Annotated in this window: 12 protein-coding genes; 4 read left to right on the top strand and 8 right to left on the bottom strand. The window is 35.4% G+C overall.

Features of this window, described 5'->3' with window-relative positions:
- Positions 1 to 18 precede the first annotated feature (18 nt).
- Both QWT87_RS19180 and QWT87_RS19175 read right to left on the bottom strand, forming a co-directional pair.
- Entirely contained in the window at positions 19 to 1347 is a 1329-nt protein-coding gene (locus QWT87_RS19180) for a hydroxymethylglutaryl-CoA synthase family protein (protein WP_302718128.1), read from the bottom strand.
- A 148-nt stretch (positions 1348 to 1495) separates the two neighbouring features.
- The gene (locus QWT87_RS19175; protein ID WP_302718127.1) at positions 1496 to 2056 is read right to left on the bottom strand and encodes an RNA polymerase sigma factor; all 561 of its coding nucleotides are present in this window, start codon (positions 2054 to 2056) and stop codon (positions 1496 to 1498) included.
- 308 nt (positions 2057 to 2364) lie between these two features.
- Between QWT87_RS19175 and tyrS the strand changes: the two genes are divergently transcribed.
- A complete protein-coding gene (tyrS, locus tag QWT87_RS19170; RefSeq protein ID WP_302718126.1) occupies positions 2365 to 3660 on the top strand; it encodes a tyrosine--tRNA ligase in 1296 nt (431 codons plus the stop codon).
- Positions 3661 to 3780: 120 nt separating this feature from the next.
- Here the strand turns inward: tyrS and QWT87_RS19165 are convergent, their stop codons facing one another.
- Complete coding sequence (locus QWT87_RS19165) at positions 3781 to 4233, bottom strand: hypothetical protein (protein ID WP_076392232.1); 453 nt, start codon at positions 4231 to 4233, stop codon at positions 3781 to 3783.
- Between the two features lie 245 nt (positions 4234 to 4478).
- Here QWT87_RS19165 and QWT87_RS19160 point away from each other — a divergent pair, with 245 nt between their 5' ends.
- The 3 genes from QWT87_RS19160 (at position 4479) to QWT87_RS19150 (ending at position 7085) form a co-directional block, all read left to right on the top strand.
- Positions 4479 to 5117, top strand: coding sequence for an alpha/beta hydrolase (locus QWT87_RS19160; RefSeq protein WP_302718146.1), 639 nt, complete (start codon positions 4479 to 4481; stop codon positions 5115 to 5117).
- A gap of 155 nt (positions 5118 to 5272) precedes the next feature.
- Positions 5273 to 6559 carry a PDZ domain-containing protein gene (locus QWT87_RS19155; protein WP_302718125.1) on the top strand — a complete coding sequence of 429 codons (1287 nt, stop codon included), beginning with the start codon at positions 5273 to 5275 and terminating at the stop codon, positions 6557 to 6559.
- Position 6560: 1 nt separating this feature from the next.
- Positions 6561 to 7085, top strand: a complete 525-nt coding sequence (locus QWT87_RS19150) for a hypothetical protein (RefSeq protein WP_116097785.1) — start codon at positions 6561 to 6563, stop codon at positions 7083 to 7085.
- On the opposite strand, the gene QWT87_RS19145 is transcribed toward QWT87_RS19150, so the two are convergent.
- From QWT87_RS19145 to QWT87_RS19125, 5 genes are all read right to left on the bottom strand, one after another.
- Entirely contained in the window at positions 7082 to 8104 is a 1023-nt protein-coding gene (locus QWT87_RS19145; protein ID WP_302718124.1) for a L,D-transpeptidase, read from the bottom strand. The genes QWT87_RS19150 and QWT87_RS19145 overlap by 4 nt on opposite strands.
- A gap of 213 nt (positions 8105 to 8317) precedes the next feature.
- Positions 8318 to 9982: a beta strand repeat-containing protein gene (locus tag QWT87_RS19140; RefSeq protein WP_302718123.1), complete on the bottom strand. Its 1665-nt coding sequence runs from the start codon at positions 9980 to 9982 to the stop codon at positions 8318 to 8320.
- Positions 9983 to 10033: 51 nt separating this feature from the next.
- Positions 10034 to 10717, bottom strand: a complete 684-nt coding sequence (locus QWT87_RS19135; RefSeq protein WP_116097779.1) for a hypothetical protein — start codon at positions 10715 to 10717, stop codon at positions 10034 to 10036.
- Positions 10718 to 10737: 20 nt separating this feature from the next.
- Positions 10738 to 11328, bottom strand: a complete 591-nt coding sequence (locus QWT87_RS19130) for a hypothetical protein (protein WP_302718120.1) — start codon at positions 11326 to 11328, stop codon at positions 10738 to 10740.
- Positions 11329 to 12078: 750 nt separating this feature from the next.
- Positions 12079 to 12216, bottom strand: coding sequence for a hypothetical protein (locus QWT87_RS19125; RefSeq protein WP_302718118.1), 138 nt, complete (start codon positions 12214 to 12216; stop codon positions 12079 to 12081).
- Positions 12217 to 12308 lie beyond the last annotated feature (92 nt).

Below are 12308 nucleotides of genomic sequence, written 5' to 3'. Positions count from 1 at the left end.
ATTATTATTGATTTCTAATTATCCCTGATAATCATAATATCTTGCGCCTTTTAAAACAGGATTTTCCAGTTCTACTGATGTTAAACCAAAGCCTTTATAGTTTTCGTTAACTGAATTTTGTAATTGTTTTCTGTGAAGTTTTTCATAAGTCTCAAAATCAATTGCTGTTCTGTTTTTTAAACTTTCAAATAATTTCCATTTTTTGACCACCTTTTTCCAGTTTTCTGAAACTTTTCCAGCAAAAACTTTGGATTTTGATCCGCTTCCGTACCCTAAAAATCCGATTTCCTGTTCTGCCAATTCTTCATTTTCGTTAAAAGAAGTCTGTAAAGCAGAAAGTAAAGCCATAAAAATGGAAGCAGTGTACATATTTCCGATTTCCGAAGATGCACGTTGAGATTTTTCAATTTTATCATTAATAAACTGAAGGTATTCTTCTGATTTTGCCACTGCTTTTTGTTCTTCAGGAGTTTCGTAAGACAAACCGTTTTCTAAACTGTAAATTTCTGTGAAAACTCTTTTTCCGTGAAAGGCGTATGGAAGATGAAAGATCAGATATTTCCAGTTTTCGTAAGACTTATTAAGTCCTGTAATTTCTTTATAATGATCGTAGGCCTCTCTAATTCTGTCTTGGTAACACTGATTGGAATATTGTCCGTCAAAGACAGGTTCATCCGTGAAAATTTCTATTTTTTGAGGAAAACTTTCGGGAGCATTCGTTAAGTCTTCTTTTTTGAAATGACGACGCGGCTTGAAAAAATCAAAGACCGATTCTGTGGCAATTCCCCAATTGTTCTCGATTTCAATAAGATCAGGTTTTGAAGAAATTAAAACCGCAACGGCTCCTCCCCCCTGTGTGTATTCTCCGGAAGAAGCCAGTTCGTATTTTGCGTAATCACTTGCAATGACGACCGCTTTTTTATCAGGATTTGCTCTTACAAAATCTAAAGAATTATGAAGCGCATCTACTGCTCCAATACATGCAAAAGTCATGTCTACCACATCACAGTTCCTGAAAACCCGTTCTCCGAATTCTTTTTCCAGAACTTTTTCCACCATCTGCATAGCATAAGAAGCGGTTGGTTTAGCGGCATCTAAAGCGCTTTCTGTTCCTAAATAAATTCTTGATATTTCTTTCGGATTAATGTTATAATCCTTTATGAGTTTAAGTAATGCTTCTGCTGCGAAAGTTGCGGCATCTTCATGAACATCGGGAAAGCCCATTTTATGCAATCCCAATCCTTTTTCGAGTTTTGCAGGTTCGATTCCTCTTTTTTCTGCTAAATCTTTAATTTCCAAATATAATGAAGGCACATAATAGCTTGCTGCCTCAATTCCAAAAGTCATATTTCTTAATTTTCATACGAATTTAGAAAATGTAAACGTTTAATCATATATGATTTTCAGTATTTATTGAAAATTTATTCTGAATATGATAAATTTCAGGAAAATTATATCTTTTAAATTCTAAGATCGGGATTTTAAAAGTTTGTGATTATTGATCGTCAAACTCATTATTTTTCAACAGTTCTGCTAAGACTTTTTTTGCACGCATCACCCTAACTTTTGTATTAGCGACAGAAATGCCCAGTTCTTCGGCAATTTCTTTGATGCTTTTTTCTTCGAAAAATCTTAAACGGATGATTTCCTGATAATTGACATCTAAAGATTCTATTGTTTTGATGATTTTCTTCTGTTCTTCTTCAGAAATCATCAATTCTTCAGGAGATTTGGCATACTGGTTTTTTACCTCATCCAGATTTTCTGTAGGATCCTGATTTTCTTTAGATTTTTTCCGCCAAAAATCGATGATGGTATTCTGCGCGATGGTGAGAATCCATGTTTTAAACTGAAAATGTGGATCAAACATATCCAGCTTTGATAAAACTTTTGAAAAAACATTTACCGTGATTTCGTCGGCATCATTTTCGTCGTGAACTTTTTTCATTACAAAAGAAAAAACATCAACCCAAAAAATGTTGATGAGCCTGGTCTGCGCTTTCTGGTCTTTTTCCTTCGCTTTCTGAATGAGAGGAAATAATTGTTCGTCGTTCATTAGTAACAAATATAACTGATTTTCGCTGAAAATACAACGCAGGAGATCAAATGATTTTTTGGTAAAAATGGTATTGCCGACTCTGGTTTAGCCCTGGTCGCAGCATTTGTCTGAGCTCATTTTGATTGATATAGGTTTCGGCTGCAAAGCCGCCGAAACCTATATCAATCAAAATGGCGAGTGCGGAGAGCAGGAAACAGCTCCTAAAAAAATCAACATCTTTTTCATCCTGAATTGAAATTTTCTGTCTTCGCCTTATTGCTCTGAAATGATTATCTTTGCACATTAAAATTTTAAATCAGAAAATAATGAACTCTTTTATTGAAGAACTGAAATGGCGCGGGCTTTTTGCCGACATGATGCCCGGAACGGACGAACAACTGGATAAGGAAATGACAACAGCTTACATCGGTTTTGATCCTACCGCAGATTCTTTACATATCGGAAGTCTTATTCAGATAAAAATTCTGGCTCATTTTCAGCAGCATGGTCATAAACCGATCGCTTTGGTAGGGGGTGCAACAGGAATGATTGGTGATCCTTCGGGAAAATCTGCGGAAAGAAATCTGCTGGATGAAGATACTTTGCTGCATTATGTAGACTGTCTGAAAAACCAGCTTTCCAGATTTCTGGATTTTTCGGGAAGCGAGCCGAATAAAGCGGAACTGGTGAACAATTACGACTGGATGAAAAATATTTCTTTCCTTGATTTTGCGAAAAACGTAGGAAAAAATATTACCGTCAACTATATGATGGCGAAAGATTCTGTGAAGAAAAGACTTTCCGGAGAAGCAGGTGTTGACGGAATGAGCTTTACTGAGTTTACGTATCAGTTGATTCAGGGGTACGATTTTTTACATCTGTATCAAAATAATGGCGTTAAGCTTCAGATGGGAGGTTCTGACCAGTGGGGAAACATTACGACCGGAACAGAACTGATCCGCAGAAAAGCGCAGGGTGAAGCTTTTGCGTTAACGGTTCCTCTGATTACAAAAGCAGACGGTTCGAAATTCGGAAAGTCTGAAAGCGGAGAAAATTACTGGCTGGATAAAAAGAAGACTTCTCCTTATAAATTCTATCAGTTCTGGCTGAATGCAACGGATGAAGATGCGGAAAGATTCATTAAATTCTATACTTTTTTAGGGAAAGAAGAAATTGAAGCTTTGATTAAAGATCATAAAACGGCTCCTCACGAAAGAAAACTTCAGAAAAAATTAGCTGAGGAAGTTACAACATGGGTTCACGGAAAAGATGAATACGAGAAGGCATTGAAAGCATCTGAGATTCTTTTCGGACGTTCAACCGCTGAAGATCTGGTAAGTCTTGATGAAGAAACTTTTCTGGAAGTATTTGACGGAGTTCCGCAAAAAGAAGTATTAAAGAATGATGTTTTAGGTGTAAATATTGTAGATCTTTTATCTGAAAAATCAGGGTTTCTAAAGTCTAAAAGTGAAGCAACAAGAGAACTGAAAGGAAATGCTATTTCGGTAAACAAACAGAAAATTAATGATGTTTACACAGCTAATGAAAGTGATCTGATTGACGGTAAGTTTTTACTTTTACAAAAAGGAAAGAAGAGCTATTTTATCGTGAAAGTGATTTAAAAATTAATAATAATATAAAATCTGGGGCGCAAAATTTTCAATTTTGCGCCCCAGATTTTTTAGGTAACATCATAAAAAAAGACCACCTTTTCAGATGGTCTCGGTATTTTGAATGATTTTTTATAGTTCTAAGAAGCTGTAAGAAATTGAGGCACTTTGTGTACCCGATCCTACAACCTTTTTAGTTTTGGCAACTTCTCCGTCTACATAGATATTGATGATTAGCTCAGAATCTGAATAAGGAAGAACAGCATTTGCTGCTAAATTCAACTGAGCCTGACTTGAGCTTACAAATTGTTCTCCGCTGGACCATGTAGTTCCTGTAGGATTAAAAGTAGTACTCTGCCCTGTCCCGATTTGTGTAACTACAGTTGAAAAAGTTCCTGTAACAGGTGGATTTGCAGGTGGATTTGGACCTTTTGTATTTATTTTAGCTTCAAACTGAATAATGTGATCTGTAAATTCATCATCGTCATCTTTCTTACAAGAATTAACAACTAAGATTGCTGAAAATAATACAGCGAATAAAAAAGAAAGTCTAAGTAAACTTTTTGATTTGTAAAATTGCTTCATTTCTCCAAATAGATTTTTAATGTTCCAAATATAGGTTTTTTATCAATATAAAAATAACTTTTATGAAAAATTTCCAACAATGAATTGCAAATAATATCAATTCAATAAATAATTATAACGCTGTTTCTGGCTGGATATTGTCTTAATTTATCAGGCATTTTAAGACAGTTTGTCCATCTGTTTTAAATGGTCTTATTTTGATGGAGCTAAAGAATAAATACATCATTAATAATTATCTTTGCCGTATGAATTTAGATTATATTGTAAGAGAACCCGAAAATATCAGTTCCGACACCACGATTCTTTTCATGCTTCATGGCTACGGAAGCAATGAACAGGATCTTTTCAGCTTCAGAGAAACTCTTCCTGAAGACTGGATTATCGTAAGCTTCAGAGCACCAAGAAACACCCAGTTTGAAGGCTTTTCATGGTATGATATCGATTTTAACAATCCTGACAACTTTATTGATGTTCCGCAGGCTACAGAATCTTTAAACAGCGTTACGGAAAGTATTCTTAAAATTATAAACAGTTACGGAATTACGGAAGGAAAAACTCACCTTTGCGGTTTCAGTCAGGGAGGAATTTTATGTTATGCTCTGGCTCTGAAATATCCTGAAATGTTCAATCTTGTGGCGTGTTTAAGCAGTTACCCGGAAGAAAAGTTACTCACCGATATTGTAAGAGATAAGAAAAAGCTGGAAAGACTTCGCTTCTTTATTTCTCATGGAACGGATGATGCCGTAATTCCTTTGGAATGGGGAAGAAAAGCAGCAGATCTTTTATATGATTTAAGCTGTTATTTTACATTCAGGGAATACATGAGCGGTCATGGAGTGAATCAGAAAAATTATATGGATCTGATGGACTTTTTTTCCAAATAAGATTATCGAAATCTAAACATTCGTTTTAAATTATTAAACAAAATACAAACATTCTCATTTTGGGAATGTTTTTTTATTGGTGATAAAGATAAATTCAGTAAATTCAGTAAATGAAACTGAGGTGTTTTTTTGTGTTTGTACTGTTCTGCATTTTTATGAGTGCTCAGAATTCTTTTGAAATTCAGAATGTAAAAAAAACGGTGATCCCTTTTAAACTTATTGCCAATTTAATTTTTATTCCCGTAAATATTAATGGAGTAAATCTTACTTTTTTGCTTGATACCGGAGTCGCAGAAACTTCTATTTTCAGTCTTGAAAATAAAGAAATCAATCTCCAGAATATTGAGAAGATAAAATTTGCCGGTTTAGGAGGAAGCGCAAGTATCGACGGATTTCGTTCCGATAATAATATTGCAAAAATCGGAAAGAATTTCGTAAACTATTCAATGACGGTTTATATTATTACAGATCAGGATTTTAATATTTCCTCACACGTAGGAATTCCTGTAAACGGAATCATTGGCTATCATTTTTTCAAAGATCATCCTGTTTTAATTGATTATTCGTCTAAAAAAATTACCATTTACAACGATAAAACTTTATTTCAGAAAAAAATAAAAAATTTTAAAGAGATCGATATCAGTATTGAAAAAAATAAACCTTATGTGATTGCCGATGTGGAAATGACAAGGGAACGAAAGCCTTCAAAATTACTGATTGATCTGGGGAATAGTGATCCTATGTGGCTTTTTCCTGCTTTGATAAAAGACTTTGTATACAACCGACCGAATATTGATGATTATCTCGGTCGTGGCTTCAACGGTGATGTGTATGGTAAACGAAGCAGAATTCACAACCTGTATCTCGGAGATTTTAAATTTGAAAAGCCATTAACGGCAATGCCTGATGAATACTCCATTCAGCACGTAAATATGGTAGAAAACAGAAAAGGTTCCATTGGCGGAGATATCATGAGGCGTTTTACGGTTGCATTCGACTATTCTGAACAGAAGATGTATCTAAAAAAGAACGGAAATTACGATGATCCCTTTCATTTCAATATGAGTGGTCTGGATTTTAAGCAGGACGGCATGGAATGGACGAAAGACGTCGTTAATCTTCCGGCTAAAAGCAAAGAAAGTCCTTCCAACGGAATTGAAGTGATCAATAATAATCTTCAGTATAATTTTGTTTTAAAACCTATTTTTTCCATCGCCGGAGTGCGTAAAGATTCTCCCGGAGCTAAAGCCGGACTTCAGAAAGACGATCGCTTAATAAGCATCAATGGCAAAAAAACAGAGGGCATGACACTCAATAAAATCATGGAAATGATGAAATCCGATGAAGGAAAAACCATCAATATGCTGATTGAAAGAAAAAATAAACAGATGACTTTAAGCTTCACCCTCGAAGATCCTATACCTTACCAAGAACAAGAATGATATGAAAACCGAAGAAACTACGCTGGACAAAATAAGAACCAGACCCCGATTTAAGATGTTTACTCATTTAACAAAAGATGAATACGCAGAAAATCTGAAAAAATATCTAAAAGAACATAAAGGTGAGTTTTCAGGCAACATTAATAAAGAGGTAGCAACCATCTGTGTAGAAACAGATTACGAAACCTACTGGAAGCCAAGACTATCTTTAAGAATTGAAATTGAAGACGAAAAAACTGCGATACGAGGCGTTTTCGGACCCAGTTCCGCAGTTTGGACGTTTTTTATGTTTTTATATTTTGCGTTTTCGATTCTCTGGATGGTCTTTATTTCCATGTATTATGTGGAAAAACAGATTAAAAGTCAAGAATTTCCATGGGCACTTACCGCATCTTTTATTATGTTATTCTGCATTGCACTTACCTATGCAGCAGCACGTTTCGGGCAACATAAAGGAAAAGATGAAATGCTGAAACTCAGAAAATTCGCAGAAGAATCTACGCTGCAGTTTGAAAAACTGGATTAAGGAGCAACGGTTTTAGTGGTTTGCGGCATTTGTTCCAATACAGCTTTTGCCGCTTTTATAGAATCTACCACTTTTTCTCTGTTGTCCTGTTCTTTCAGTATTCTTTCAATGTTTGGTTCGATCATTTTGGTCATTTCATCTACAGAAACGCTGTTGGCATTCGGATCACTCAGAAGTTTTCTCCAAGGTTTTCTTTTTCCCCAACCGTAATCTCCGTAAACCATTACAGGAGTTCCTTTTGCTTTTGTAGTAGCTCCTCCCGGATTCAGCACCCAAGTATCTGCATAACCATAAAGCCATTTTGCATCTTTCATCAATAATCTTAGACATGAATGCGATGCAGGATAACCCGGAAGATCATACTGATGCCATCCAATTCCGTCAAGATTAAAAATATTAAAATTGTAAGGTAATTTCCACTCGCTGCTTACGGTTGAAATTGCCAGTTGTTTTTTCCAGTTGGCAAAAGTAAGACCTGTCTTTGTTTTTGCCGTTTTCTTTCCCATACTTGTAGGTCCCCACTTCACAAGAGTTCCGTTTGAATACACTCCGTAAGCCTGAATAGGATAAGAAAAGATAACGAATTTCTTTACCGGACTCAACACATCAAGCTGCATCGGGAAAGGAGAATACTCCATCAATGTAGTATCAATTTTTGCAGGAACCACCAAAGTATCGGCATTCCATTTATTTTTAGAATCCAGTCTGTTTAAAGCTAAAATAGCATAACGTTCTTTCTCTGTATATTTTTTGTTAAAGACTCCGAATAAAGAATCTTTCATTTTTTTGTCTTTAGGGAAAATAAAAGCATTATAAAAACCATCTTCCTGCATTGCCGGAGGTAAAGATTCTTTTTCAACTACGGAATCTTTTTTCACAACCACAGAATCTGTCTCAGGATCAGGTTCACTGATTGATGAAGTGGTGTCATTGATTTTGTCGCTGATTTTTTCAATTTCTTTTTTACAGGAAATCATCATTAAGCTGATAAAGAATGCATAAAGAAGTGATTTTTTCACAAGTCTGTTTTTCATAAATAAAAGTGGGCAATAATTTTTTTTCTACTCAGTACAAATATCAGACCTAAAATCGGATAAAAAAAATGCAGAGTTAATTTACCGTAAAAATACGGTGAACAGTTAATCTTTTGAATCAAGAATTATTAAATTTAGTTATGTTAAATATCGTATGAATTGACTGAAATCTAAGGTATACGCGGTTAATTATCCGAATTAATTTAACCTGATAATTTTTAATCTGTGCTGCCCTGTGCCTGTTAAAGCAGTAACAGTCCCCACTTCCCCGCCTACTTGTATATTAACCGTTTGTCCGGCTGTTAAGTTCACTACTGTTGACGGAGAGCTTGTAATGTTAACTCCGCTTCCTGCATATGGAGATGCCGAACAGGATGATTCTGTATCTGTTGTACCATTTACAACAATTCTGGTTGTAATTGAATGATTTGCTGCTGTATTTGCATTAAAATTGTTATTTGCTATAATCTGGTAGGTTCCTGTTCCCGGAGCCGTAAAACTTCCAGATGTTGTATTATAAGAAGTTCCTACATTTACTGCGGTACTATTATAAGGTATCACTGTATAGGTAGCAGAAGGAGTATACGTTGTTGTTCTTGAAGCATCTACGAGCAACTGAGGAAATGTATCATTACCGGGTTCCCACTGGCTTGTAGTGGTATTGTAAATTAGTGTCTGTCCGTTAGTCGGTGCTGTATTCGCAACATTTCTTCCCTGAATTTTCGCGACCGTGGAGGCTGCTAAAGTTCCGGTAACATCGCCTGCAATGGATATTCCTGATGCTGGATAAGTTCCGGCTGCTGTTAACTGTCCCTGTGCATTAACTGTGAAAGTAGGAATTGTTGTAGATGCAGTTCCATAAGTTCCTGCAGTGACTGCCGTATTGCTTAAAGATATAGTTCCTGTAGATGTTATGGGTCCTCCTGTAAGTCCTGTTCCTGTGGCAATATTGGTTACAGTTCCCGTATTGGAAGTGGAAATGGTTCCGTCCGGAGCAATATTTATTCCTGAACCAATCTTTACTCCTCCAAGAGTTGTAGAACTTGCAATTGGTAAAGAATAGGCAGAAGGAAGCAAATGTTTCTGTCCGTCTGCACCAATGTATGTGTTTGCATTACCAGTTCCTCCGGAAATTCCCTGAGTTCCTGCAGCAAGATTTCCAATTCCTGTTATTAAATTATAATCCACCGCTGTTCCACTGCCCAAAACGGCATTAGTCCCTCCGGTTACAGATAATCCTGTAGTGGCTGTCGTTAAATTACCTCTTGTAAGCGTAGAATTAGGTGATATATTTATCCATGAAGTACCGTTATACTGTAAAATCTGTCCTGTTGTAAGAGCAGAAAGCGATACATCGCTTAAACCGGATAAAGAAAAATTCCCTAAAGTGCCGTTTCCTCTTATATATTGAGCAATGGTTCCCGAGCCGGAGACGGTAATCGTTCCCGAATTTGTAATCGGAGAATTTGAAACACTGAAAGCAGAAGGCATACTTAGTCCTACACTTGTAACTGTCCCACTATTCACTGTATTAAGAATACCTCCGGAGAATGTAAGTCCGGCTCCTAAAGATAGCGGACTCACATTACCGGAAGCATTTGCATATAAAATTTTATTGAAAAGCGCCGAGTTGTTATAAACAGCACCCACTGATTTTACAATTCCATTTACTTCAAGCTTTTCTGAGGGACTGGATATACCAATTCCTACATTTCCGGAGTTTTTATTATAAATATTATTCCCGGATAAAATCCATTTCGATTCATCAACCTGTTTAAGGGTACCTTTATTATCAATAACCCTGACTTGTGAATAGAGCGAAACAGATAAAACTAAAAAAAGAAAATCGAATAATTTGCCCATCTCGTGTTTATCAATAATATGAAAATAAATGATTGGTTTTTAGGAACAATCTTACTTCATGTACTGCACCTCAATAATATCGCCTGCCAATACAGACCAATCATTAGGAGCACTTCCATTCGGAACAAGCGTCACTGCAGATCCCGAAACAGTATAATCTTCATTAGCAATTAATTTTGCACCATTTCTGTAGACCCATACCTGAGAATATGTAGGTAACACAGGAGCTCCTGTTAAACTGTAAGATGTCTGACCTGCTGTTGAAGTAAATTTTTCATGTCCGCTCTGTACAAGATCTGTTGAAAGCATTTTTAAGACATTTCCTGTAGCTTCGTCTCTTACAAGAATCGTATATCCCGAAGTTCCCAGCGTTGCAGAAGTTGCCGGAACATTAGATCCTGCCTGATTGGTATTCGTATTCTGAAGTACATTGGCAAGACCAAATTTTTTCCCATTAAGATCTATACTGGTATCATCAGTAAGGGTTCCTCCCAGTTGCCACGTTGTTGTTGTTACATTATTCGTAGTATTGGTAAGGGTTGTAATCCCGTTTTTAGCCTGCAGATATTTGATGGTTCCTTTGTTATCAATCACCCTGATAGTTCCGTTAAGAGCCTGCGCCGCTCCATTAGCAGAGTTCTGGGCTACATCACCAGTTGTTTGTTGTGCTTGTACAGCTCCGGAAGCTGCGAAAAGAAATACTAAAATTGCGGAAGTTTGTAGATACTTTTTCATGTTATTTAATTTTAAAATTTTTATAAGAATTTGTAAATTTTTATCTCATCGTTGGCATAGCAGGATACTCCGGTCTCCAGTTTTATATTAAATGAAGAAAGAACCTGAAAATCTATGTTTACCCCATTTCTGTAAACTTTTGTATTGGAAGTACTGATGCTCCATGGGGTGGGGAATTCTGTCTGACCGTCCGCAGCAATAATTTTTACAGAAAGGATTTCGGTTCCGGACATTTGCGAAATCCAGTTGCTGCCGTTATACACAAAAAGAGTTCCGGTGGAATTATTAACGTATATATCTCCGGTAGAATTCGTAGTAGGAATCGTTGGATCTGCGTTTCCGTAAAAAATTTTTGAGCTGTCGTTAAATCTAAGCCACTTGCTTCCGTCCCAATAATAATACCCTTTGGTAATTCCTGCATTTGAAGTCGTATTGTATACAAGAAGGCTTACTGCAGGATTAGGCACTGTAGTAATATCTGTAATGTTTTGAAGAGGAACACGAGGAATAAGTAAACCTTTATCTGATGTTTTAGCAACAATATCCAGAGCTGCCGAAGGATCGGGACTGGCTGTATTTATCCCTACCTGAGATAGAAAGAGAGGAGACATTAAAAATGTGCATACAATAAAAATGAACCTCATAGTGTTAAGGTTTTATACTTATTATTATAATCTAACAAGTTAAATGCTCAGTAAAATGTATTTGGAATAGATTGCAGAACAGCAACTACTTTAGGTTTTCGAAATAATTTTAATGACATTATTCAACTTCTTGTGATTAATTGAATAATTTTCATTTAACTTTGTGATTTAATGTCTAATATACAAGTTTAAACCAAATAAACAATGAAAAACATTATATTTTAATCAATTTAAAAAGAATACTTTAATTTATAAAATTTTATTATAGAAAAAATTAAAATTATAATTGAATATTTAATAAAAAACGAAAAAAATTAATTTATAACCTTTTAAAAAATGCCATATTTTATCACATTCTATGCAGAATTGACTACAAAAACCTTTAGTAATCAGTAAGTTTAACAGCCAATAATTTTATTTTAGGAAAGTTATATTTAGAATATCATCTTCAAAGTTGAATATTTAAAATATCTTATCAGATCTTTTTATTTTTCTCTAATCTGGTCTTGCAACGTAAAAAATAGGCTATAGCATCTTTAATCAGTTGGTCATTATTTACAGAACAGTAATCTTGCATTTCATCGATAAATAGCTCCTGAATGGTTTCCAATTCTGCAAGTGATCTTCTACGCGAAAAACTATCTCTGATATAGTTTTTAAGAATAAAGATGATATAATCTCTCTTAATGCATTTTTCGTCAAACATATACGGAAAAATTATTCCCATCCATTCGTTATCAAAAAAAGAACATCTTCATCATCTTCCAAAAGGATTAAATTTTCATCGTAAGCCCATTTTAAAAGATTTTCTTTTAATGCAGCTTTGTTGCTCCAATCGAAATTCAGTACGATCATAAGTTCTTTTTAATTTTAAGATTACTTCGGAAATATAAAAAATGATGTGTATACAAAATTCTGGAAAAGGTTTTTCAGAAAAGCACACATTA

The organism is Chryseobacterium urinae (assembly GCF_030518295.1).
GTDB classification, from domain to species: Bacteria; Bacteroidota; Bacteroidia; order Flavobacteriales; family Weeksellaceae; genus Chryseobacterium; species Chryseobacterium mucoviscidosis.
The sequence above is the reverse complement of the archived record's forward strand: the minus strand, read 5'-3'. Positions and strand labels throughout refer to the sequence as shown.